Here is a 23,743-nt window from a genome sequence, read left to right as displayed (position 1 = left end):
CCATGCGAACCGTGCTGACCGGGCGAAACCGGCAGCGGGCCCACCGGCCGCCCCGTGCCGCCTGGCCCAATCGCGGCCTGGCCGTCGCTCTCGTAGGTGCGTCGGTCCTGCTGGGCTGGTGGCTGCCGCACGCCGAACGGTCCCGCGATCTCGGCGGGTTGTCCTACGACCCGGCGGCCGCCCAGGCCACGCTGGGGGCGATCGCTTCGGGCATCATCGCCCTCACCGGCTTCGTCCTGACCGCGGTCACCCTGGTCATCCAGTCCGTGCAGAGCATGTCCCCGAGGCTCGCCGGCATCCTCGGCTTCTTCGAGCGTTCACTGGTTCTCTTCGGCTCGCTGACCGGTACGGCCGTCTACGCCCTGGTCGTCCTCGCCCAGGTCAGCGAACGCCATGTGCCACGCCTGTCGGTCACCCTGGCCATCGCCTTCGTCGTCCTGTCCACCGGTGCGACGCTGCGCACCCTGGCCGGACTGCGCGAAGTGATCACCGGCGGAGGTCTCGTACGCGCCGTCGGCCTGCGGCTGCACACCACCCTGGACCACACGTGGCGAGTGCCGCACGGTGCGGAGAGTGAACAGCGGGCCGAGGAAGCCGTCGTCACCGCGACCCGCAGCGGAGTCGTCCGGCACATCGACGGCCCCGCGATCGCGGAGATCGCAGCCGGTTGCGACGTCCACATCACCTGTCTGCCGGCCGTCGGCAGCTTCGTCGAACCCGGCGCACCCCTCCTGCGCGTCACGACCGGAGCGCTGCCCGATGCGGCCGTACGCCGCCTGATCCGCGCCGTGCGCCTCGGTCCTTCCCGCCACATCGACCACGACCCCGCCTACGGCCTGCGGCTCCTCGTCGATGTCGCGATCCGTGCCCTGTCGCCCGGAATCAACGACCCGACGACAGCCGTCCAAGCCCTCGACCAGATCGAGGCGGCCCTCCTGCGCCTCGCGACCCGCCCCCTCGGGCCGGTCGTCGTCCGAGACCGTGCGGGTGCCCCCCGTCTCACCGTCCCCCGCCCCGACTGGGACGCGCTCCTCGACCTGGCCCTCGCCGAAATCCTGCTGTACGGCGCGGGCTCCCTCCAGGTCCAGCGCCGTCTGCGGGCCCTGCTCGACACCCTCGCCCGTACCATCCCGCCCTCCCGCACCGCCACGCTCGCGGCCTACCGCGGCATCCTTGACCGGACCGCACTCTCCTTGCCCGACCCGGCGATGACCCGGACCGCCACCACCCCCGACCCCCAGGGCATCGGCGGCCCGGCCCCGGACATGGCCTAGCTGTATTGCCCTGGCTGCCCGTCCACCCGCGCCCGCCCGTCGACCCGAGCCGCCGCCCGTCGACAGGTCAGAGCTGCTGCCCGGACCGGATGGTCTTGGCCTGGCGGCTGTGGCGTACACCCCAGCGTGTGCTGAGCTGCCCCGAGCCTCCGGGCTCCGGGCCGGGCAGCCGGACCGGGGAGTCAGACGGGGAGGCGTTCGAGCAGCCCCCCGAAGTCCGTTCCGGCCGGAAGGGTGCCGAATGCCAGGCCGCGGTCCCCGGCCAGGCGGGACTCGCAGAAGGCGTCGGCGACGGCAGCCGGAGCGTGGCGGACGAGCAAGGAGCCCTGCAGCACGAGCGCCGTGCGCTCGATGACACGCCGGGCGCGCAGGGGAGCATCCTCGGTGAGGACGAGTTCGCCCTGGAGTTCCCGCCAGGCGGCGTCCAGACGGCGGTCGGTGCCGACGGCGGCCTCGATCTCCGTGCGCAGAGCCTCAAGGGACTCCGGCTCACGTGACAGGGCGCGCAGCATGTCCAGTGCGTTGACGTTGCCGGAGCCTTCCCAGATGCCGTTGAGCGGAGCCTCGCGGTAGAGACGGGGCAGGCCGGACTCCTCGTCGTAACCGTTGCCACCCAGGCATTCCAGGGCCTCGGCGACGGCGGCCGGCTGCCGTTTGCAGACCCAGTACTTGCCGACCGCGGTGGCCAGCCGGAGGAAAGCGCGTTCCCGAGCGTCGCCGTGCTGTGCCCGGTCCGCCGCTCCGGCCAGGCGCAGGGCGAGTGTGGTCGCCGCCTCGGACTCGAGTGCCAGGTCGGCGATGACGTTGCGCATCAGAGGCTGGTCGATGAGCTTGGCACCGAACACGGCCCGGTGGCGTACGTGGTGCGCTGCCTGGGCGAGCGCCGCCCGGGTGCCGGCGGCGGAACCGAGCACGCAGTCCAGGCGGGTCATGGTGACCATGTCGATGATGGTGCGCACGCCCCGTCCCTCGTCCCCGACGAGCCAGGCCACGGTGTCGTCGAACTCGGGCTCGCTGCTGGCGTTGGAGCGGTTGCCGAGCTTGTCCTTGAGGCGCTGGATGCGGAAGGTGTTGCGGCTGCCGTCGGGCAGGATCCGCGGGACCAGGAAGCAGGACAGACCGGCCGGTGCCTGGGCGAGTACGAGGAAGAGGTCGTTCATCGGGGCGCTGGTGAACCACTTGTGTCCGCGCAACCGCCACGTGCCGTCGGGCTGTTGCACAGCGGCGGTCGTGTTGGCGCGCACATCGGTGCCGCCCTGTTTCTCCGTCATGCCCATCCCCGCGAGCAGTCCGGGCTTCTCGGCAGGCGTGCGCAGACCGGCTTCGTACACCCGGCTGGTGAGCAGCGGCTCGTACGTCTTCGCGAGATCGGGGGCGTGGCGCAGGGCCGGAACCGCCGCGTACGTCATGGAGACAGGACAGCCGTGACCCGCTTCGGCGCTGCTCCACACCATGAAGCCCGCCGCGCGCGCCACATGGGCACCACGCCGCTCGTCCGCCCAGGCGGCGCCGCCGAGCCCCTCGCTGATCGCCACGTCCATCAGGGCGTGGTACGAGGGGTGGAATTCGACCTCGTCGACGCGGTGGCCGTAGCGGTCGTGGGTGCGCAGGACCGGTTCGTGGCGGTTGGCCTCGTCCGCCCAGCGCTGGACCTCCTCGCTGCCGGCCCTGCGGCCCAGCCGGTGCAGGTCGTCCAGATGCCACTGCGCGCCCTCCCGGCGCACGCCGTCGATCAGCACCGGGTCATCGGCGACATCGTGGCCGGTCAGCGGCGGGGGCTGGTTGGTCACCTCGTGGGTCGTCGCGGTGGGACGGCTGCGCGGTGCAGGGGTCACAGGCATGAAGAGCCCTCCTGGGCAGAGACGGATCAGGGGCGGGGAGACGCGGTGGCCGCTCCCGCGCAGCGCAGCGCCATGGTGGTCAGCTCGGCGAGAAGCCCGTCGGTGTCGTTCCCCTCCGGGGCGCCGAGGGGCGCCACGAGGACCTCACCGATCGCGCCGGTGAGTGCCGCGGCGGTGACCTCCCCGTTCTGGGGCGGCAGCGCTCCCTGTGCCATGCCCTCACGGATCACTTCGGCGAACAGGGTGCGGTAGCGGCGACGGAAGGCGAGGCGTTCCGCGCCGACGGCCGGTTCGGCAGGCGCGGCGAGCAGCGCATAGGCCAGGCCACGGTTCTCCAGGGCACGGCGGGCGAAGACCTCGACGCCGTCGGCGAGCCGGTCGACCGGCTCGCCGGGGCCTCTCAGCACGGAGTCGAGGACCTCCACCTCGTGCCCCGCCGCACGCCGGAAGACCTCGACCGCGAGGGCGGCCTTCGACGCGAAGTGCTGGTAGACCGAGCCCGCCGCGATACCGGCGGCGTCGGCCACAGCTGTCACGGATGCCTGGGACCAGCCCACATCGGCGACGACTTCGGTGGCGCGGGCGACGAGATGCTCCCGGGCCGATTCGAGACGCCGGATTTCGGCTGGGGTCTTGCGGTAGGCCATGAAAGAAGTGAAGCATCATTCATAGTTTCCCGACAAGGGCCGGGCGCCCCGGCCCGCGATCCCAGGAGAACGCGTGCACCTCAGTGCCATGCTGGACGGCGTCGTTCGTTCGGCCGGTCGCAAGGAAGCTCTGGTCTACCGCGGCCGGAGCTGGAGTTACAGCGAGTTCGGTGCCGCTGCCCGCCGTGCCGCGACCGTGCTGCGGGAGGCGGGGCTCGGACCTGGCGACCGCTTGGCCGTGATGACGTACAACACCCCGGCCTTCCTGTTCGCCGCGTTCGGTGCCTGGCTCGCCGGCGCCACGCTGGTGCCCGTCAATCACAAACTGCAGACCGCCGAGGTGGAACACCAGCTGCGCCACTGTCGTGCCCGGCTGGCGGTGGTCGACCAGGAGATCGGCGAGCGGGCCGTCGGGGCCGCCGTGGACATCGCCTGGCTGGTGAGCCATCCGGACGCCGAAAGCCCGCCGGCGGGCTCCTTCGAGGCGCTGACCGCCGCCGCGTGTGAGTGGCCGGGGGAGCCCGGGCGGGACAGCGACATCGCTCAGATCCTCTACACCTCGGGCACGTCCGGGCGGCCGAAGGGCTGCGTCCACACCCACCGGGGCATCGCGCTGACCGCCACGTACACCGCGGCGACCGTTCCGCTCCGCCGGGACGAACGATTCCTGGTCTGCATGCCGATCTGGCATGCGTCGCCCCTCAACAACTGGGCGATGGGCACTCTCCTGCTGGGCGGCACGGTCGTGCTGCAGCGTGAGTACGAGCCCCGCGTCATGCTGGAGACCGTGCAACGGGAGCGGGCCACAGCGGTGTTCGGCGCGCCGGTCGCCCTCATCGCCCCCGTGCAGGCGGTGCCCGACTTCGACGCCTACGATCTCTCGTCCGTCCGTTCCTGGATCTATGGAGCGGGCCCGCTGGACGCGGCGACCGTGCGCCGGCTGATGAAGGCGTATCACTCGGAGAACTTCCACCAGGTCTACGGAATGAGCGAGATGGGGCCTGTGGGGGCCTCACTCTCCCCCGGGGAACAGGTGGAGAAAGCCGGTTCGATCGGACGTGGCGGCATGGTGGGTGTCGATATGCGGATCGTGCTTCCGGACGGCACGGAAGCCACCGCGGGGCGCACTGGAGAGATCTGGCTGCGCTCGGACACCCGCATGGTCGGTTACCTCGACGACGAACAGGCCACCCGGGAGGCGTTCGTGGACGGCTGGTACCGGAGCGGCGACCTCGGCAGGGTGGACGAGGACGGCTTCGTCACAGTGGTGGACCGGCTCAAGGACGTGATCATCACCGGTGGGGAGAACGTGGCTTCGCAGGAGGTGGAAGGGGCGCTGCGCGGGCACCCCGACGTCCTCGATGTCGCTGTCATCGGCCGTCCGCACGAGGAGTGGGGCGAGACCGTGGTCGCGGTGGTGGTGCCGAGGGAGGGCGTTCGGCTGAGCCTTGAGGACGTACGGGAGTGGCTGGCACCACGGCTCGCGCGTTACAAGATCCCGCGCGAGCTGGTCGTGCGGCGAGAGCTTCCGCGTACCCCCTCGGGGAAGGTCACCAAGCACCTGCTCCGAAGTGGCCCCGCCGCGGTCTGAACGGGCCGGGTGCCAGAGGGCTTTGTGGGGGCCTGGACCCGCAGGGAGGAGCCACCCCGTACAGGCGTGACAGCCGTGGCCGCGTAAGGTCACGGTATGGCCGAGGACCGGATGAAACAGCCGCGCAGGGGCCCGGGCCGGCCCCGGGAGGAGCGCGTCACGGGTGCGGTCCTGGACGCTGTCATCGAGCTGGTGGCCGAGAGCGGCATGAGCGCCCTGACCATGGATGCCGTAGCGGCACGCGCAGGTGTGAGCAAGCCCGCCATGTACCGCCGCTGGTCCACCAAGCAGGATCTGGTCATCGCCGCGGCCGAGTCGCGCATCGGCCCGCTGTCCGTGCCTGACATGGGCGATTTTCGCGCCGAGTTGCAGGCCGTGCTGACGGCACGCGCCGAGGCGTACAGGCAGCCCGGTGTCGGCCGTCTGCTCGCCGGGGTGATCGGCGCCGCGGCGGAGGCGGAAGCGGAACCCGGCGCCTACCGTGCCTACACGGCACGCGTGATGAGCGAGACCCGGCATCTGCTGGAACGTGGCGTCGCCCGTGGGGACGTGCGGCCGGACGTCGACCTGGCCGCCGCTGCGACGCTGGTGGCCGCGTCGTTGGTGTTCCGGATGGTCGGCGAACAGCAGGAGCCGGACGAGGCTCTCGTCGCATCCGTGGTGGAACTGATCAGCCGCGCGGTCGCGGTCTCGCCCTGAACCGCTAGGGCCTGTCGTCAAAGTGCCGCCTGCCGCGCGACGCCTGGCACGCACGATCGCGGCGTTGCCGAAATGCCCTAGTAGCTCCGCTACGAGAACATTCCGGCGCCTTGCGATCGCACGCACCAGACGCCGCGCGGCCGCCCTCCGGGCAACGACGGCACTTTGACGACAGGCCCTAGGCGCTGTCCGGCGGGCAGCCCCCAGCCGCCGGCAGCCCTCGGCTGCCCCCGCGGCGCCAGTTCCGTGCCCGGGGCGGCGGGCCGAGGCGGGGGCGTGTCTATTGGCGTCCTGCGTATCACCGGCATGCGGCGTGCGCCGGTGCGCGCCGCCTCGGGGCTCGTGATGCCGCCCCGGAATCTCTTCGCCCGGACCCCTTGCCCTGCCGCGATGCAATATCGATACTGCCGGTTACGTAATCAATGTCGATCGTGGGAGGAACCCATGGCTGCCACCGTGACCACCGATGGTCCGAAGCCCGTACTCGACAAGCCCCTGATGCGCTACGGCCGCCGGACGCTGGAGCGGCTCGCGCCGGGAGCCGAGACGCCGCAGTACCGGATTCTGGGCATCAGCCCGCTGACCCCGCACATCGGAGCCGAGATCAGCGGTGTGGATCTGTCCCGGCCGATCGGTGAGGAGCTTGCCGCCGAGCTGCGGCAGGCGCTGCTCGAATGGAAGGTGGTCTTCTTCCGGGGGCAGGCCGGGCTGCAGCCGTGCCACCACCTGGACCTGGCTGCCGTCTGGGGTCCGCCGGAGGCCAACCCGTTCTTTCCGGAAGCCGGGACGGCAGGGGTGTCACGGCTCGCCAAGGACGCGATGGCCATCGGCAACGAGAACATCTGGCACAGCGACCATTCCTTCATGGCCGCACCGGCTCTCGGCTCGGTCCTGCGCTCCGTCGAGGTGCCGTCCGCCGGGGGCGACACCATGTGGGCCGACATGGGCGCCGCGTACGACAACCTCTCCGAGAAGATGAAGGCCCGTATCGAGAACCTTGCGGCGGTGCACGACTGGGTGCCCAGCTGGGGCTCGACCATGACCGGGGAGCAGATCGCGGACTTCCGTACGAGCCTGCCTCCGGTGGAGCACCCCGTTGTGGTGCGCCACCCTCGCAACGGCCGCAGGCTCCTCTACGTGAACGAGCCGTTCACCACGCGCATCGTGGGTCTGTCGGACACCGAGAGCCGCGAACTGCTGGACGAGCTGGTGCTCCAGGCTCGCGTGCCCGAATTCCAGGTCCGCTTCCACTGGGAGCAGGACTCGGTGGCGATCTGGGACAACATCGCCACGCAGCACTACGCGATCAGCGACTACTTCCCCCGGCGCCGGGTCATGGAGCGCATTGCCGTCGCCGGAGTCCCGCTGTCCTGACCGGCGCCGTTCGACCAGGTGATTCCGGTTCGCGTTTCGCTTGTCCCTCGCCCCACCGCTCCCTCACGGAGGATCCATGAACGCGGCACCGACGATGTCCGAGCGGCCCTCCGGGACCGCGGTCCCCCACGGTGGTGGCGCCAGGGCCTGGACGGTGACCGCGCTGCTGGTGGTCTTCATGATGGTCAACTTCGCGGACAAGTCGGTGCTGGGGCTGGGCGCCGACGAGATCCGCGCGGACCTCCATCTGAGCGCCACCGAGTTCGGGCTCGCCAACAGCGCGTTCTACCTTCTCTTCTCGCTGTCCGCCGTCGTGGTCGGCCTTGTCGCCGACCGTGTGTCGCCGCAGTGGCTGCTCCTGGTGATGGCTGTGCTGTGGTCAGTTGCCCAGGTGCCGGCGGCATTCGGCGGCGGTCTGGCCGTACTGGTCGCCTCGCGCGTGGTCCTCGGAGCTGCGGAGGGGCCGGCCTTTCCCGTCGCCCAGCAGGCGACGCTGGCCTGGTTCCCCAACCACCGGCGCAATCTGCCCGGCGCCCTCATCTCGCTCGGCGTCACGCTCGGCGTCATCGTCTCCGCGCCGGGTCTGTCGTGGGTCATCCAGCACCACGGCTGGCGGGCGGCTCTCTGGGTTCTCGCCGGGGCCGGCCTCGTCTGGGCCCTGGCCTGGAAGCTGTTCGGAGCGGACGGCGGCCACCGCACGGGAGGGAACCGGGTGGCGCCGGCTGCCGCCACACCTGGCATGTCCGATGTGCCTGAGGCGACCGGTACGGCCGCGGCCACCGCCGTTCCGTACCGGCTGATCCTGGCCAGCCGCACCTGGATCGGCGCCACGCTCGCCTACTTCACCAGCTACTGGTCGGTGGCGCTGATGCTGGTCTGGCTGCCTTCCTACCTGCGCAACGCCCTCGGGTACCCGGCGCACACGGCGGGCACCCTCGTCGTCGTCCCCTGGGCGATCGGCGCCGTCGCCCTGCTCGCGCAGGCCGGCATCACCGGCCGGCTGATGCGCCGTGGTGTCAGCAGCCGCCGCGCGCGCGGCTGGGTCGGCGGCTGGCTGCTGGCGCTGGGCGCCGCCTGCCTGCTGGCCCAGGCACTGGTGGACGGTTCCACCGGCAAGACCGTGCTGGTGGCCCTGGGATTCGGCCTCGGGGGCTCCTATGCGACGGTCGCAGCGACCACGGTCGCCGAACTCGCCCCCGCAGGCCGGAGCGGCGGGCCACTGGGTGCCATGAACGCGGTGGTCACGGCTGCCGGCCTCGCGGCACCCGCCGTCGTCGGTGCGCTGGTCGACGCCCGGGGCGTGGACGGCTACCACCTCGCGGTCACGTTCTCCGGGGCGCTGCTCGTGATCGGAGCAGCTGCTTCCTTTTTCCTGATCGACCCGGCCCGCGACATAGCCCGGCGGGTCCGGTGATCCCACCGTCGTGCACGGCGCAGACGGTCCGTCAGCCCCTGCCACCACGCCCCCAACATCGAGGAGCCATCTGTGAGCGCCACACCGGTACTCGACACCGAACCACTGGACCGCGCCGTGGCCGCACTGCGCGACGGCACCCGGACATGGACCCGAACCGGGACGGCCGAACGGATCGGTCTGCTGGAACGAATGCTGCCCCGTATCGCCCACGGCGCCCCCGCCATGGTCGCCGACGCCGCGCGCGCCAAGGGGTACGAAGCCACCTCGCCCTGGGCCGCCGAGGACTGGGTGACCGCACCCTGGGCGCTGGCACAGAGTGTGAGCGCCCACCTTCACGTACTGCGCAGGCTGTCCGACGGGCGCGGCCCCGTCCCTGCCTGGGCAGTACGTGACCGGGACGGCCGCACCGTGGTCGACGTCTTCCCGGCCACAGGCACGGACCGTCTCCTGCTCAGCGGTTTCTCGGCACAGGTGTGGACACGGCCCGGCACCACTCGCGAGCAGGTGCTCGCCAGGGCCGCCGGCGCCTACCGGGACAGGCCCGGAACCGCCGCCGTCGCGCTGGTGCTGGGGGCCGGGAACGTGGCGGCCATCACCCCGCTCGACATCCTGCACAAGCTGTACCTGGAGGACCAGGTCGTCATCGCGAAGATGAACCCGGTCAACGGCTATCTCAGGCCGCACTTCGAGACGGTGTTCGCGGAGTTCGTGGACCGCGGGTGGGTCCGCTTCGTGGACGGCGGCGCCGCCGAAGGCGCCTATCTGACCTCGCACGAGGGCGTCGACACGATCCATGTGACAGGGAGCGAGCGTACGCACGACGCCATCGTCTGGGGTACGGACGGACAGGCGGAACAGCGCCGGCGCGAGGACACCCCCCTGAACAGCAAGCCGTTCACCAGTGAACTCGGCGGAGTCAGCCCCTGCATCGTCGCCCCGGGCCCGTGGAGCGACGCGGACCTCCGCTTCCAGGCGGAACACATCGTCACCAGCAAGATGAACAACTCCGGCCACAACTGTGTCGCCGGCCAGATCCTCGTCGTGCCACAGGACTGGGACGGCACCGAGCGTCTGCTCGACGAGGTGCGCCGGGTCCTGCGCGCGCTCCCACCCCGCAGCGACTACTACCCGGGGTCGGCCCTGCGGTTGCGGGATGTCGTCGAGGCCCATCCTGGTGCCGAGACCTTCGCCGGGGAGGAAAGAAGGGTTCTCGTACCGGACATCACCCGTCCCGACGATCCTCTGCTCACCGACGAGGTGTTCGCCAGCGCCCTGGGAGTGGTGCGCATAGCGGGCCGGGACCCCGCCGAGTTCCTGCGCGGAGCCACCGACTTCGCCAACGACACCCTGCCCGGCACCCTCGGCGCCACTCTGTTGGTTCACCCCAGGACCGAACGCTCGCACCGCACGGCCGTGAACACCGCCATAGCCGAGCTGCGTTACGGGACCCTGGGCGTGAACTGCTGGTCGGCGTTCGGCTTCCTCCTCGGGTACACCCCGTGGGGGGCGTTCCCGGGGCATACACCTCAGGAGATCGGCAGCGGAATCGGCTTCGTGCACAACGCCTTCATGCTGGAGGACGTGGAGAAGACGGTGCTGCGCGCTCCCTTCGCGCCCTGGCCGCGAGGTCTGTTCACCGGCTCGCCCTCGCTCTCCCCGCGCCCGCCGTACTTCGCCACCAACCGGACCGGCCGTACCACCATGCGAAGGCTCACCGATTTCACGGCGGCACCGAAGCTCTCGAAACTGCCCGGTATCTTCATGTCCGCGCTGCGCGGCTGAGGCATCCACCCTCTCCCGGCCGCGGCCGGGGCGGCCTCGGGCGGTGCGGATGACCGCGGTCCTGGGTGCGACCGGCTCATACAGTTCTCATGTTCGGCACCTCGTGCAGGTCTGGCATGACGTGCCATTCGAGGCGTAGGTTCTGCCCATGGCCTCCTCGATGCACAGTGCCGTGATGGCGGCGCTCACCCTGGTCCTTGCCGTGGTCGCGGTTGTGGCGCACCGGCCGGTCGCGCGGAGAACCGGCTGGTCGGCAGGGGCCACCCTGGGGGTGCTGCTCGCGGTGGCGGTCTGTCTGGGGATCACGCTGCCCGATCAGCTCGTCGGCGGGGTGGCCGGGCGGCTCGGTGCGTGTGTGACCGGTGATTCGGTCCGCACGCTCACGGGCGGCTTCGCGCACAACGCGGTCAACGTGGTCCTGTGGGTGCCCATGGGGCTGCTGGGCACCCTGGCCTCGCGCCGGCCGCTGCTGGTGACACTCACGGGGTCGGCGGCGTGGGTGGTGGTGGAACTGCTGCAGACACTCGATCCCGTACGGTCCTGCCAGCCGCTCGACTGGGCGAACAACACGCTGGGCATCGCGGCCGGCGCGCTGCTGGGGTGGCTGATCGGCCGGCCCCGAGTCCGGGCCGGCCTGCCCGGCTAGTATGCGGATCCGGCGCTGCGTACGCTCCAGACGAACACACCCGTGGGGTTGACCAGCACATGGTGATCGCGGACCGCGGTGACCGTGCGCCGGCGCGGGTCGTTCAGGATGGTCTTCCGCGTCCGGGCGTCCCGGCAGACGATGAAGTCCGGGTTCCACGACAGGACGCTCACCGGGTCGGCAGGCCCAGCACGATCGACCGGCCGGGTCCGGCGGTACGCGGACGCAGAGCGGGAATCACGGGCCTCCTCTCGGCCAGGGCGAGTTCGACGCCTGGATGCTAGGAGGGAGGCCGACGGCGGCGATACGGACGGCCGGCCAGAAAAAGACGCTGGTCACGGCGGGCGTACCGGTGATTCGTACAACAGCCGCAGGACCGGGAGGACGCGGGGTGTACGCGTCCTCCCGGCCCTGCGGCCGGCCGGTGAGCGCTCAGTGGCGGCCCACCGGTACTGACACCGTCAGACGGTGAGAGCGGGCGGAACCGCTGCCAGCGCCTCCTGGATCGCGGCGACCAGGGTGCGGGCGGACTCGGCCGTCAGCTCCAGGGCGACGCGGGCCGACGGGCCCTTCGACGGATCGGTGAAGTCGATGTTGAGCGTGTGCCCGGCCATCGCGTGCACCGGGTGGTCGAAGTACACGGTCACGTCCGACACATGGAACCAGGAGCTGCCCGGACCCTTGGCGCTGCCGTCCACCGTGTCCTTGATCGTCGTGTAGGTGCACATGCTCAGGCCCCCAGGTGCTTGGCGAAGAAGGTCTCGATCCGCTCCCAGCCGTCGTTGGCGGCCGCCACGTTGTACGAGGGACGGTCGGTGGAGAAGAACCCGTGACCGGCGCCCTCGTAGGTGTGGAACTCGAAGTCCTTGCCGTGCTCCGTGAGGATCTGCTCCAGCTCGGCGACCTGCTCGGGGCCGGGGAAGCTGTCCTCGGCCCCGAAGAGGCCGAGCAGCGGAGCGCGCAGCCGCGGGAGTTCGCCGACGAGATTGGTGACCTTCAGCGGGAAGCCCTCGGGCGGTGTCCCGGTGACGAAGGCGCCGTAGCAGTCCACCGCCGCGTCGAGGTCGAGACGGCAGGCGGCGAGCACGCTCTGCCGTCCGCCGGAGCAGTAACCGATCGAGCCCACCTTGCCGTTGGAGGTGGGCAGGGCGCGCAGATACGCCGTCGACCCGGCCACGTCCCCGGCGAGCCGGTCGTCCGGCACCCCGCCCGCGGCGCGGTTGGCCGCCGCCGCGTCGTCAGGGGCCGCGCCGGGCGCGTCGCGGTAGAAGAGGTTCGGGCAGATCGCGTCGTACCCCAGCTCGGCGAACCTGCGGACGATCTCCTTGCTGCCCCGGTCGTATCCGGGCATGTGGTGGATGACCACGACGCCACCGCGTGGGGATCCGCCTTCCGGGCGGGCCAGATATGCCTCGATCTCGTCGCCGTTGTGACCGGCGAGCCTGACGGTTTCCGCGGTAAGTGAGTCGCTCATGAGACACCTATACCATAAGGCTGGACTCATCAGTTTATGCTGATGACCATGGTGAACGAGGTTGATTCGATGCGGATGGCGGCGGACCTGCGGGCCTGCCTCGGTCCGCTGGTGCGCAGGCTCAGACAGGTGCGGCCGGACGGCGAACTCACGCTGTCCCAGACCTCCGTACTGGTACGGATCGACCGGGAGGGCCCGACGACGCCCGGCAGGCTCGCCGATGCCGAGGGCATCCGCGCCCAGTCCATGTGCACGATCGTCTCCGCGCTCCAGGAGCGCGGTCTGGTGGTCCGCAGCCCGGACCCCGACGACGGCCGCCGGGTCGTCGTCTCGCTCACCGCGGCGGGCGTCGAGGGCCTGCACGGCGCCCGGCGGGAGCGGGCACGCCGCCTCACCCGGGCCATCGACGACGAACTCAGCGCCGCCGAACGGGAGCAACTGGCCGCGGCGCTGCCCCTGCTGGCTCGCGTCGTCCACCGGCTCTGACGCTCCACCCGGCCGCCCCGGCCGCGGTGGCTACCCCGCGGCAGGCTCCCGGGGCCAGCTGCCCGTCGTACGGAGCAGGGCGATGAACGCCCGCTCGGCGGGGGAGAGCAGCCGGTCGCGCCGGCTCACCAGACTGATCGGGCGCGAGCGCGGCCGCGGGCCGACCGGCACCACCGCCAGTGAGCCCGCCCGTATGTCGCCGTCCACGGCGTGCTCGGAGATCAGGGTGAGCCCGAGACCGGCGGCCACACACTGCTTGACGGCCTCGGGGCCCCAGATGTCGCCGTGCGACACCTCCGTCAGGCCCCACTCCGCCAGCACCTGTTCCTGCAGCTCGCGCGTCTGCGAGCCGGGTTCGCGCAGCAGGAAACGCGAGCCCGCCAGCTCGGCGGGACCGACCTCGCCCGCCCCCGCCAGCGGATGCGACGGCGCGGCGACGAGCACCAGCCGTTCGTCCAGTACGTGTTCGACGACGAGCTGGGCGGCGGTCGGCGCTCCCGCCACCACCGCGACCCCGATCCGGCCGTCGACCAGCCGCTCCAGCACGGCCTCGTTGTTGCCCACGAAGATGTCGCACTCGATGCCCGGATGCGCCGTCTGGTACCGGGCGAGGAGCGACGGCAGCAGATAGGTGCCGACCGTCGTCGTCCCGCCGATCAGCAGCCGGCCCGACGCCAGCCCGCTCACCTGCTGCACCGCCGCCACCGCCTCGTCGGCCAGCAGGAAGACCCGCTTTCCGTACTCGGCCAGCACCTCGCCCTCGGCGGTGGGCCGGGTCCTGGCGCCCGACCGGTCCACCAGTGTGACCCGCAGGGACTGCTCAAGTCTGCGCACCTGGTTGGAGACGGACGGCTGGCTCATATAGAGCTTCTGCGCCGCTGCGGAGAAGCCGTGGTGCTCGACCACTTGCATGAAGATCCACAATCGGTGGAGGTTCAGTTCCACGGGCCTCCTGACGTCGCTCCAGGAAGACCCTAGCCGCGAACGCGCCTGGTGGGGAGGGGGTGCACCGGTCGCTGCGCGGCTATGGCCCCCATAGCGATTCCGGTGGTTCTCCACGGTCGGCGCCGGGTGCTACCCATGAAGAGGAGAGCGGAAGCCCCCGCTCCGGACTTCGACCTCAGGGGTGGATCCGTACATGAAGGAATCTGTTGCCGAACCGCTCGATGTGAACGGGCGCGGCTACGGCCGGCCCCGTCGGCCCGTCGTCGTGGTCTGCATCGACGGCAGCGAGCCCGCCTACCACGAACGGGCCGTGGCAGACGGCCGGATGCCCTTCCTCGAACGCATGCTGCAGCACGGCAGCGATCTGCGGGCCGACTGCACCATGCCGTCCTTCACCAACCCCAACAACCTCTCCATCGCCACCGGCACACCGCCCTCGGTGCACGGCATCTGCGGCAACTACTTCTACGACACCGCTTCCGGCACCGAGGTCATGATGAACGACCCGGCGCTGCTGCGGGTGCCGACCCTCTTCGCCGCGTTCTCGGCCGCGGGGGCGAAGGTCGCCGTCATCACGGCCAAGGACAAACTGCGCAGGCTGCTGGGGCGCGACCTGGTCGACGGCATGTGTTTCTCCGCGGAGAAGGCCGACCAGGTCACCGAGGAGGAGAACGGCATCAGCAAGGTGCTGGAACGCGTCGGCCTCGACCTGCCGTCCGTGTACAGCGCCGGGCTCAGCGAGCTGGTCATGGCAGCCGGTACGGACGTACTGGAGCAGGAACGGCCCGACCTGATGTACCTCTCGCTCACCGACTACATCCAGCACAAGCACGCACCGGGCTCGCCCGTCGCCAACGACTTCTACGCGATGCTCGACGGCTACTTCGAGCGCATCGACGCGCTGGGCGCCGTCCTCGTCGTCACCGCCGACCACGGGATGAACGCCAAGAGCGACGCACGGGGCGACGCCCGGGTGGTGTTCCTCCAGGACGTCATGGACGCGCGGCTCGGCGAGGGCACGGCGCGGGTCGTGCTGCCCATCACCGACCCGTACACCGTGCACCACGGGGCGCTCGGCTCGTACGCGACCGTGCATCTGCCCGCGGGCACCGACGCGGCGCCACTGGTCGCCGCGCTCGCCACGCTGGACGGGGTGGACACCGTCCTCACCCGGGCCCAGGCATGCGAGCGCTTCGAGCTGCCGCCGGACCGGATCGGCGACATCGTCGTCATCGCCGAACGCAACACGGCGCTGGGCACCACCCCGGCACGCCACGACATCTCCGGCTTCGCCGAGCCACTGCGCTCGCACGGCGGGCTGACGGAGCAGCGGGTGCCGTTCCTGGTCAACGCACCGACCGGGCCGCTCCCTGACGGCCACCGGCTCCGGAACTTCGACGCCTACTGGGTGGGCACCGCACTCGCTGCGGACCGACCGCTCACGGCCTGACCGGTCCCGAAGCCCCTCCGTTCCTGACCACCGACCGATCGCTCCCGCACCACTGACCCGGCCCCGGCGTGCGCTGTCGAGGCGTGTGCCGGGGCCGAGCCATGTCCAGGTACGACTCCGATCCCTCACCCGCACCCACGCGCCGAGGACAGGACACCGCCATGGCAGACACCCCACCACAGCAACGACCACCGACCGGCACTCCGGTCAGCACCAGGGAAGCACTCAGCACAAGGGAAGCACTCGACGAGATCTCGCCGCTGCTCCGTTCCGCACCGTCCCGGCGCTGGCGCCGGCAGATCTTCGCGATCACCTGGCTCGCGTACGTCGGCTTCTACTTCGTCCGGCAGGCGTTCTCCGTGGCCAAGCTGGGGATCCTGGACGACCCCTCCGTGAACACCGTGCTCACCGAGCACGTACTCGGCATCATCGACGCGGTCTATCTGGCGGCCTACGCCGCCGGTCAGTTCCTCTGGGGCATGTGGGCCGACCGGTTCGGGCCCCGGGTGGTGGTGATCGGCGGGATGGCCGGTGCCATCGCCGCCGCCTGTGTGATGGGGCTGAACAGCGCGCTCCTGGTGTTCGGCGGCGCCATGGTGATCCAGGGGCTGTCCCAGTCGGCGGGGTGGGCGCCGCTCTGCAAGAACATGGGGAACTTCTTCGCGGTGGGGGAGCGCGGCCGGGTGCTCGGTGTGTGGAGCACCAACTACGCGTTCGGCGGGCTCGTGGCCCCGCCGTTCCTCGGCTGGATCGCCTACTCGCTGCTCGACAGCTGGCGGGCGGCCTTCCTCTCCGGGGCCGCCACCCTGGCCGTCGTGCTCCTGCTGTTCGTGCTCCTGCAGCGCAACTCGCCCCGGGACGTGGGCCTTCCGGACCCGGGCGAACCCACGGGGCCCGCAGACCCCACAGGCCCCACAGGCCCCGGGGAGCCGACGGAAGCCGCAGAGCACACGGAGCACACGGAGGCCCCGGGGCATACGGACACCCCGGGGCACGCGGAGACCCCGGAGGCCGTACGGAGTGCCGTGCCCCGGGCCGATGACGATGACGCGCCGCGCCGCTCGGCCATCGGGCTCTACCGCGAGACCCTGCGCGACCGCATGGTGCTCACCCTCGGCCTCTGCTACTTCCTCCTCAAGCCCGCCCGTTACGCCATCCTGCTCTGGGGGCCGGTGATCGTCAGCCAGCGGCTGCCCGAGATCAACAAGGTGGGCGCCACGCTCATCCCCATCGCCTTCGGCGTCACCGGCGTCCTCGCCCCGATCCTGGTGGGCTGGGTCTCCGACCGGCTGTTCCGGTCCCGGCGGGTGCCGGCGTGCGTCCTCGCCCTGGGCGTACTGACCGCGGCGCTCGCCCTGTTCATGCCGCTCACCGCGGCCGGCAGCGTCGGCGTGATGATCGCCGTTCTCGCGGTGATCGGACTCTCCGTGTACGCGGCCGACGCGATGATCTCCTGCGTGGCCGCCGTCGACTTCGGCAGCGCCAAGGGCGCCGGGACCGCGGCCGGGCTGGTCAACGGCTGCGGCTCGGTCGGCGCCATCCTCGGCGGTCTGCTCCCCGGATTTCTCTCCGGCGGTGTGCTGTTCACCGGCTTCGCGGGAGCCGCGCTCCTCGCCGGACTGCTGATGCTCCCGCACTGGAACCGCGTACCGCGCCCCACGTCCTGAGCCTCCTGCACCCATCGAGAAGGAGAACTCCATGACCGTCAACCGTGCCGACACCGCCGTCGTCGGCGGAGGCATCGTCGGCCTCGCCCACGCGCTCGCCGCCGCCCGCCGCGGGGACCGCGTCGTCCTCTTCGAGCGCGACGACTTCGCCGTCGGCGCCTCCATCCGCAACTTCGGCATGATCTGGTCGATCGGCCAGCAGCGCGGCGAGGTGTACGAACGCGCCCTGCGCACCCGGGAGATCTGGCTGGAGATCGCCGCCAAGTCCGGGCTCTGGGCCGCTCCGACCGGATCCCTGCACCTCGCACACCACCCCGACGAGGTCGCGGTCCTGGAGGAGTTCCTCGCGATCACACCACCGGCCCGCGACCGCGGCGTACGGATGATCACCCCCGCCGAGACCCGCGAGCGCAGCGCCACCGCGCGCACCGACGGACTGCTCGCCGCGATGTGGAGCCCGACCGAACTCAACGTGGACCCGAGGCTCGCCATCCCGGCGGTCGCCAGGCACCTGGTGGCCGAGTACGGCGTCGACATCCGGTTCGGCACGGCCGTACGCGGCATCGACCTGCCGACGGTCTCCACCACCGAGGGCGACTGGCACGCCGACCGCGTCTATGTGTGCAGCGGCAACGACTTCGCGACGCTCTACCCCGAAGTCTTCGTCCGCAGCGGCCTGGTGCGGTGCAAGCTCCAGATGATGCGCACCGGGGCCCAGCCGTCGGGCTGGCAGCTCGGCCCGATGCTCTGCGGCGGGCTGACCCTCCTGCACTACGCGGCCTTCGACGACTGCGAGGCGAAGGCGGCGCTCGCGGCCCGGATGGGCGAGGAGTTGCCCTTCCACCGAGAGAACGGCGTCCATGTCCTGCTCTCCCAGACCGCGGACGGCCGGCTGACGATCGGCGACAGCCACGCGTACGCGAAGACCCTCCACCCCTTCGAGAGCGAGGAGATCAACCAGGCGGTCGTGGACTACCTGGGCACGTTCGCCCAGTTGCCGAACCCGGCCATCACCGAGCGCTGGAGCGGCTACTACCCCTCGCTGCGGGACGGCCGTACGGAGCTGGTGACCGAGCCCGAACCCGGTGTCACCGTCGTGAACGGTGTCGGCGGCGCCGGGATGACGCTGTCGTTCGGACTGGCCGAGGAGATCGTCGGACGCTGACGCAGACTCACACGGAGGTGCCCCTCACCGGAAGTCCGGTGAGGGGCACCTCCGGTTGTGAGACAACCGGATACCGGCGGGATCAGTAGCTGATACAGGCCGAATGCCACTCCGTGTAGAAGTCCCACACCTCGGGCGAGCACTCCGGCGGGCCGTACTGCGACGCCTTCGATCCCACATGCGGCAGATGGGAGTACGCCCCGACGCCCGGCCGGTTCACATGGAGCATCCCGGCCTCGAACCGGTCGATCGCCTCGAACGCGCGCGACTGGGACGCCGTGAAGACGGTGCCCGACATCCCGTACTTCACCGAGTTCGCCACCGCCATCGCCTCGTCGAAACCGTCCGCGTCGATCACGGCCAGCACCGGCCCGAACACCTCCTCCTGCGCCAGCGAACTGTCCGCGGGCACATCGCGGATGACGGTCGGCTGGACGTAGCAGCCATCGGGCAGATCGTCCCGTTCCTCCCGCTCCCCGCCGCACAGCACCTTGCCGCCGTCGAGGCGTGCTCCGGCGACGGCCGCCAGCGCCGCGTCCATCCGGGCGGTGTTGACGACCGGGCAGACCCGCGACTCGGGATCGTCGCCCGGCCCGACCCGCAGACCTGCGACGCGTTCCACCAGCCGGTCGAGGAACTCCTCCCGCACCCGGACATCCACCACGGCCCGGCTCGTGGCCGAACACCGCTGGCCCGCCTGGCCGAAGGCGCCGTTCACGACGGCGTCGACGGCCTTGCCGATGTCGGCGTCGTCGCAGACGATCAGCGCGTTCTTGCCGCCGAGTTCCAGCTGGGTACGGAGCAGCCGGTGCGCTCCTCCGCTGTGGATGGCGGTGCCGACCGGCAGCGAACCGGTGAAACTGATGCCCGCCACCGCCGGGTTGGCGACCAGGGCCTCGCCCGCGGCCGCGTCACCCTGCACCAGATTCAGTACCCCGTCGGGAACCCCGGCCTGCTGGAAGATCTCGACCAGCAGCGCCGATGTCAGGGGCGTCAGCGGGGACGGCTTGAGCACCGCCGTGCACCCGGAGAGCAGCGCGGGCGCCACCTTCCACACCGGGATGGCCAGCGGGAAGTTCCACGGGGACACCAGCCCGACCACCCCGATGGGCTTACGGAAGGTGTACGCGAAGGTGCGTTCCTCCTCGGCGGGGGCGGTCACCCCGCCGAGCAGCCGCGCCTGTCCCGCGGTGAAGTCGATGACGGCCCGCGCCCTGGCCACTTCGCCGCGGGCTTCACCGAGCAGCTTGCCCTGCTCGCGGGTGATGGCCGCCGCGACCTCCGCCGCCCGCTCGCCGAGTATGCGGCTCGCCGCGGTGAGATACCCGGCGCGCACGATCGGACCCTGGGCGCGCCAGCCGGGCAGCGCCGTGGCCGCCGCGTCCACCGCGTGATCCACGTCGACGCCGCCCGATTCGGTGAACTCGCCGATCACATCGGAGAGATCGGCGGGATCGATGTTCTCCCTGAGCTGTCCCGATTCCGCCGGGAGCCACTGCCCGTCGATGAAGTTGAGCCGAAGGTGCTGCGGAACCTGATTCCTCTGCGCAACGCTTGTCATGCCCTCCCCTTCGCTGGACCTGCCGGCGCCGATGCCGGTCCTGGTCAGGCTCGCTCAGGGGACGGGCCGTCACAATGCGCGATTGGCGAATACGCCCGATAGCCGCCGCCTATCGGATCACCGCGGGCCTTGCGCTGCTTGGCCTGCGCTGCTTGCTCCGTGCTGCTTTTCCTGCGCTGCTCGTCCGGGCCGGGCCGGGCCGGGCCGGACCCTAGCCCGCCCGCTCCACGGTCCTGGCGAGGATGCCGAGCGTGGCACGCAGCCCGGCTTCGGGGATGACCGGGAAGATGCCCTTGTCCCGGTAGCGCTCCTCGATGCCGCTCCAGTCGTAGTACGACGTGACGAGCGTCCCCGTCTCGCTCGGGCTGAGCCGGTAGCCGTACAGGTGCCTGATCGGCGGCTGGATCGTCCCGGAGATCGTCCACTCGATCAGGGCGTCCTGCTCGAAGCGGGTGATGATGACCGTGACGTCGTACTTGCCCATCGGGAAGTCGTTGAGCGCCTCCCGGTCCATGTGCACCAGGAAGGTGTCGTCCACCTTCCGCACGGGGTCGCCCTCCGCGGACTGGAGCATTCCGGAGCTGTCGATGGCCACCTGGCCCTGTGGGTCGCACAGCAGCGCGAACACCGTGGCGGGGCTCGCCGCGATCTCCCGCCGGACTTCGAAGCGTTCCGGGGAAGCCGCGGGCCCGGAGGGGTCCGAGGAGTCCGAGGAGTCCGAGGAGTCCGAGGGATCTGAGGGGTCTGAGGGGGCTGTCGTCATGGCCGCCACCGTACGGTGCGCGGGCCCGGTGCGGAACGGCCCGGGGGCGGCGGACGATCGCCTCGTCCGCCGCCCCCGGGCCTCGTGTCCGTCCGCCTGGTCTCAGAGCAGCACCGGCGTCAGGTCCGGGCCGCCCTCGCTCTCGTACGCGTCCTCGTCGAAGGGGTACAGCGGGCGCTCCACCCGGTGGTGGCCCAGGCGCAGCAGATCCTGGTCGACGCCGCCGGGGGTGAGGGCCAGCAGCCAGTCGGCGGCCATGTCGTGCAGCTCCGGCTCCAGGTAGCCGATCTTCACGACGACCAGGTCGAAGGTGCGCGGGTCGATCCCCAGACCGCCCTGCGCCGGGCCGGTGAAGTCGGCGACCGTGTGGAACGGCTTGCGCTGCCCGGTGACGACGACCGTGAGCCCGCCGACGGTGATCGCCGCGAGGTCGCAGCCCCGGTCGTACGCACCGCCCTCGGCCCGGTCCGTCTTGTCGGCGGCGCGCTGCAGGCCCGTCACCTCGCCGGTGACCTCGTACGGTCCGCCCTGGCTGGTGTCGACCTTGCCGCCGACGCCGACCGTGACGGTGGCGCCGATCCCGGCCTCGAAGCAGGCGCGGACCGCGGCCGGGTCGGTGATGCCGGGGTGGACGGCGGTGACCCGGCCGGAGGCGATCTCCTCGTTCTCCAGCAGCTTGCCGAGCATGTACGCGAGGTCGCCCGCGCCGCCGGCCGTCGGGTTGTCCCCGGAGTCGCTGATCAGGAACGGACGGCGGTCGGACGCCACCGCGGCCGCGACGCACTCCTCCGCGGTCCCGGTCGGGCCGACGAACTCGAAGTCGCGCCGTACGTCCCAGTACTGGCGGGCCAGCGACTCGGCCTCGGCGGCGGCGAGCGCGGCGTCGTCACCGGTGACCACGATGGCCGCCTTGCAGCGAGGCTCGTCGGCCCAGGCGTATCCGACCCAGATCGCGGCGTCCACGATGCCGGGCTTCGCCTCGATCCCCGCGAGCCGCCCGTACAGCCCCTTGGCGGGTTCGAGGCGGGTGCTGGTCTTCTCGCCGGGCAGCAGGACGGGCACCTGCACCCAGGCGCGGTGCGGGCGGCGGTCGGCGGCGGGCAGCCGCAGCCGCTCGACCAGCTTGCGGGCCGCGCGCTCGCGGGTGTCCCAGGCGTCCTCGTGCGGGGCGAGCCGGTGCGCGGTGAGCAGCTCGATCGGCTCGGCGAAGCGGCGCGAGACATTGCCGTGCAGGTCCATCGCGGCGGACATCATCGGGCGGCCGGACGCCGGGTCCTCAGGGGTGCCCACCGCGTCCAGCGCGGCGCGCACGGCCTCGGTGAGATCGCCCTCGGCGTCGGTGAGGCCGATGACGCTCATCGCGCCGTGCAGGTCGTACACCATGCCGTCGAGGGGGCCCGCCGCCCGGATCCGGGTGACCAGCTCGTCCTTGAGGAGCAGATACGACTCCGCCTCGACGGGGCCGCCGGGCAGCGCGGTGGCGTGCAGCAGCGGGACCCACTCGACGAGTGCGCCGAGGTCGGACGCCGGCTGTGTCCAGGTGTAGCGGTCGAGGAGGTCCTGGCCGCGGGTCTGGCGGAAGTCGGCCGCGGTGGAGCGGTGCGGACAGAAGGTGGACGACTCGATGCCGATGCCGCCGATGGCTATGCGCAGACGGCGGGCGGGGGTGGCGGTGGTCATGTGGCGCTGCTCTCCGGGTTGCGGGTGGGGTGGTGGTACGGGGGCCGGGCCCGTGGGGCGCCGGGCGCGGCGGGAGGGCTCAGGGCGCTTCGGCGTACGGCAGGCTGTCGCGCAGGGCCGTCAGCCCCGCGCCCAGCAGGCCCGCGTCGCGGCCGGAGACGGTGGTGGTGATTTCGAGCCCCGCCGTGGCCATGGGCAGGCAGCGCTCGTACAGGACGCCGCGGACCGCGGCCACCAGGGGCTCCGCCGACGCGAGCGCACCGCCCAGTACGACGGCCTGCGGGTTGAAGAAGTTGACGACGACGCTGAGCACCGTGCCGATGTGCCGCCCTGCCGCCCTGACCAGGGTGGTCGCCTGCGGGTCCCCGTCGGTCACCAGGCGCAGCAGCTCCGCCGTGCCGTCCACCGGGGTGCCGCCGCGGGCGAGTTCGCGCAGCACGGCCGCGCCGCTGGCGACGGTCTCCAGGCAGCCGATGTTCCCGCAGCTGCACGGGCGGTCCTCGGCGGCCTCGACCCGGACATGGCTGATGTCGCCCGCGCAGCCGTTGGCCCCGCGGTGCGGGCGTCCGGCGGAGATCACTCCGCAGCCGATGCCGCGGCCCGCCTTGACCACGACGAGGTGCTGGAGCTCCGGCCTGGCGGACTGGTGCTCTCCGACGGCCATGAGGGTCGCGTCGTTGTCCACGACGACCGGCAGCCCGAGCCGGTCGGCGAGGACGTCGCGGAGCGGGAAGTTGTGCCAGCCCGGCATCCGGGAGGGGGTGAGTACCCGGCCGGCCCGCACATCGACCGGGCCGGGGAAGGCGATGCCGACGCTCCGTACGGTGCGGCCCGCCGCGCGCTGGCGGTCGGCCAGTACGGTCAGCCGCTCCACCAGCCAGTCGGCGGCCTGTTCCGGCCCCGCGGTGAGGTCGTGGCTGTGGTCGGCCGCGTCCCGGACCGTGCCGTCGGCCGAGACGGCCGCCAGCCTGCCGTGGTGCGAGCCGAGGTCCGCGGTCAGCGCCACACCCCCCTGCTCGGGGATGCGCAGCAGCCGGGGGCGCCGGCCCCCGCGGGACGCGCCCTCGCCCGACTCCGTGAGGAGCCCGGCCGCGACCAGCTCCTGGACCCGGAGCGAGACGGTGGAGGCGGCCAGACCCAACTCCCGGACCAGATCGGCCCGGGAGGACGCGGTGCCGGACGTGACCATGCGCAGAATCTGCTGGTTCGATGCGCTGTCCGTCATTGGTCTCCCCGTCATCGCGCTCCTCGAATTGCTCTGTATGCCTTCGAGTTACTTCG

General features: G+C 71.5%; 21 protein-coding genes. 11 read left to right on the top strand and 10 right to left on the bottom strand.

The features are described 5' to 3' along the window. The first annotated feature begins 11 nt into the window (after positions 1 to 11). Entirely contained in the window at positions 12 to 1,274 is a 1,263-nt protein-coding gene (locus OG510_RS03790) for a DUF2254 domain-containing protein (protein ID WP_406135241.1), read from the top strand. Between the two features lie 182 nt (positions 1,275 to 1,456). On the opposite strand, the gene OG510_RS03785 is transcribed toward OG510_RS03790, so the two are convergent. After that, a complete protein-coding gene (locus tag OG510_RS03785) occupies positions 1,457 to 3,115 on the bottom strand; it encodes an acyl-CoA dehydrogenase family protein (protein ID WP_406135239.1) in 1,659 nt (552 codons plus the stop codon). 26 nt (positions 3,116 to 3,141) lie between these two features. After that, positions 3,142 to 3,762, bottom strand: coding sequence for a TetR/AcrR family transcriptional regulator (locus tag OG510_RS03780; RefSeq protein WP_406135238.1), 621 nt, complete (start codon positions 3,760 to 3,762; stop codon positions 3,142 to 3,144). 73 nt (positions 3,763 to 3,835) lie between these two features. On the opposite strand from OG510_RS03780, the gene OG510_RS03775 reads away from it, so the two are divergent. From OG510_RS03775 to OG510_RS03750, 6 genes are all read left to right on the top strand, one after another. After that, positions 3,836 to 5,353, top strand: coding sequence for a class I adenylate-forming enzyme family protein (locus tag OG510_RS03775; protein ID WP_406135237.1), 1,518 nt, complete (start codon positions 3,836 to 3,838; stop codon positions 5,351 to 5,353). 96 nt (positions 5,354 to 5,449) lie between these two features. Further along, on the top strand, positions 5,450 to 6,052 hold the full coding sequence (locus OG510_RS03770; protein WP_406135235.1) for a TetR/AcrR family transcriptional regulator: 603 nt from the start codon (positions 5,450 to 5,452) through the stop codon (positions 6,050 to 6,052). Between the two features lie 444 nt (positions 6,053 to 6,496). Next, on the top strand, positions 6,497 to 7,426 hold the full coding sequence (locus OG510_RS03765) for a TauD/TfdA dioxygenase family protein (RefSeq protein ID WP_406135233.1): 930 nt from the start codon (positions 6,497 to 6,499) through the stop codon (positions 7,424 to 7,426). Between the two features lie 76 nt (positions 7,427 to 7,502). Further along, the gene (locus tag OG510_RS03760) at positions 7,503 to 8,840 is read left to right on the top strand and encodes an MFS transporter (protein WP_406135231.1); all 1,338 of its coding nucleotides are present in this window, start codon (positions 7,503 to 7,505) and stop codon (positions 8,838 to 8,840) included. 72 nt (positions 8,841 to 8,912) lie between these two features. Then, positions 8,913 to 10,625, top strand: a complete 1,713-nt coding sequence (locus OG510_RS03755; protein ID WP_406135230.1) for an aldehyde dehydrogenase family protein — start codon at positions 8,913 to 8,915, stop codon at positions 10,623 to 10,625. 148 nt (positions 10,626 to 10,773) lie between these two features. Then, positions 10,774 to 11,271, top strand: a complete 498-nt coding sequence (locus tag OG510_RS03750; RefSeq protein WP_406135229.1) for a VanZ family protein — start codon at positions 10,774 to 10,776, stop codon at positions 11,269 to 11,271. On the opposite strand, the gene OG510_RS03745 is transcribed toward OG510_RS03750, so the two are convergent. The 3 genes from OG510_RS03745 to OG510_RS03735 all read right to left on the bottom strand — a co-directional run bounded on the left by OG510_RS03745 (position 11,268) and on the right by OG510_RS03735 (position 12,745). Further along, positions 11,268 to 11,444 (bottom strand): hypothetical protein, encoded by a 177-nt coding sequence (locus OG510_RS03745; protein ID WP_406135228.1) that lies wholly within the window; start codon positions 11,442 to 11,444, stop codon positions 11,268 to 11,270. The two genes, OG510_RS03750 and OG510_RS03745, sit on opposite strands and share 4 nt — an antisense overlap. A 288-nt stretch (positions 11,445 to 11,732) precedes the next feature. Next, complete coding sequence (locus OG510_RS03740; RefSeq protein ID WP_406135226.1) at positions 11,733 to 11,999, bottom strand: DUF6295 family protein; 267 nt, start codon at positions 11,997 to 11,999, stop codon at positions 11,733 to 11,735. A gap of 2 nt (positions 12,000 to 12,001) precedes the next feature. Then, positions 12,002 to 12,745 (bottom strand): dienelactone hydrolase family protein, encoded by a 744-nt coding sequence (locus OG510_RS03735; RefSeq protein WP_406135224.1) that lies wholly within the window; start codon positions 12,743 to 12,745, stop codon positions 12,002 to 12,004. Between the two features lie 48 nt (positions 12,746 to 12,793). Here OG510_RS03735 and OG510_RS03730 point away from each other — a divergent pair, with 48 nt between their 5' ends. Further along, positions 12,794 to 13,231, top strand: a complete 438-nt coding sequence (locus OG510_RS03730) for a MarR family winged helix-turn-helix transcriptional regulator (protein ID WP_406135223.1) — start codon at positions 12,794 to 12,796, stop codon at positions 13,229 to 13,231. A 30-nt stretch (positions 13,232 to 13,261) separates the two neighbouring features. Here the strand turns inward: OG510_RS03730 and OG510_RS03725 are convergent, their stop codons facing one another. Further along, on the bottom strand, positions 13,262 to 14,176 hold the full coding sequence (locus OG510_RS03725; RefSeq protein ID WP_406135222.1) for a LysR family transcriptional regulator: 915 nt from the start codon (positions 14,174 to 14,176) through the stop codon (positions 13,262 to 13,264). Positions 14,177 to 14,369: 193 nt separating this feature from the next. Here OG510_RS03725 and phnA point away from each other — a divergent pair, with 193 nt between their 5' ends. The 3 genes from phnA to OG510_RS03710 all read left to right on the top strand — a co-directional run bounded on the left by phnA (position 14,370) and on the right by OG510_RS03710 (position 18,458). Next, entirely contained in the window at positions 14,370 to 15,626 is a 1,257-nt protein-coding gene (gene phnA, locus OG510_RS03720; RefSeq protein ID WP_406135221.1) for a phosphonoacetate hydrolase, read from the top strand. A gap of 161 nt (positions 15,627 to 15,787) precedes the next feature. Then, a complete protein-coding gene (locus OG510_RS03715; RefSeq protein WP_406135219.1) occupies positions 15,788 to 17,293 on the top strand; it encodes an MFS transporter in 1,506 nt (501 codons plus the stop codon). A gap of 31 nt (positions 17,294 to 17,324) precedes the next feature. After that, a complete protein-coding gene (locus OG510_RS03710) occupies positions 17,325 to 18,458 on the top strand; it encodes a TIGR03364 family FAD-dependent oxidoreductase (protein ID WP_406135218.1) in 1,134 nt (377 codons plus the stop codon). A gap of 82 nt (positions 18,459 to 18,540) precedes the next feature. On the opposite strand, the gene OG510_RS03705 is transcribed toward OG510_RS03710, so the two are convergent. The 4 genes from OG510_RS03705 to OG510_RS03690 form a co-directional block, all read right to left on the bottom strand. Beyond that, positions 18,541 to 20,019, bottom strand: a complete 1,479-nt coding sequence (locus OG510_RS03705; protein WP_406135217.1) for an aldehyde dehydrogenase family protein — start codon at positions 20,017 to 20,019, stop codon at positions 18,541 to 18,543. A gap of 211 nt (positions 20,020 to 20,230) precedes the next feature. Further along, positions 20,231 to 20,782: an SRPBCC family protein gene (locus tag OG510_RS03700; RefSeq protein WP_406135216.1), complete on the bottom strand. Its 552-nt coding sequence runs from the start codon at positions 20,780 to 20,782 to the stop codon at positions 20,231 to 20,233. 102 nt (positions 20,783 to 20,884) lie between these two features. Continuing rightward, on the bottom strand, positions 20,885 to 22,462 hold the full coding sequence (locus tag OG510_RS03695; protein WP_406135215.1) for a M81 family metallopeptidase: 1,578 nt from the start codon (positions 22,460 to 22,462) through the stop codon (positions 20,885 to 20,887). Positions 22,463 to 22,541: 79 nt separating this feature from the next. Beyond that, positions 22,542 to 23,687 carry an ROK family protein gene (locus OG510_RS03690; RefSeq protein WP_406135214.1) on the bottom strand — a complete coding sequence of 382 codons (1,146 nt, stop codon included), beginning with the start codon at positions 23,685 to 23,687 and terminating at the stop codon, positions 22,542 to 22,544. Positions 23,688 to 23,743: the final 56 nt, after the last annotated feature.

The organism is Streptomyces sp. NBC_01089, from assembly GCF_045162975.1.
Lineage (GTDB): Bacteria > Actinomycetota > Actinomycetes > Streptomycetales > Streptomycetaceae > Streptomyces.
This window is presented reverse-complemented; position numbering and strand designations above follow the sequence as displayed.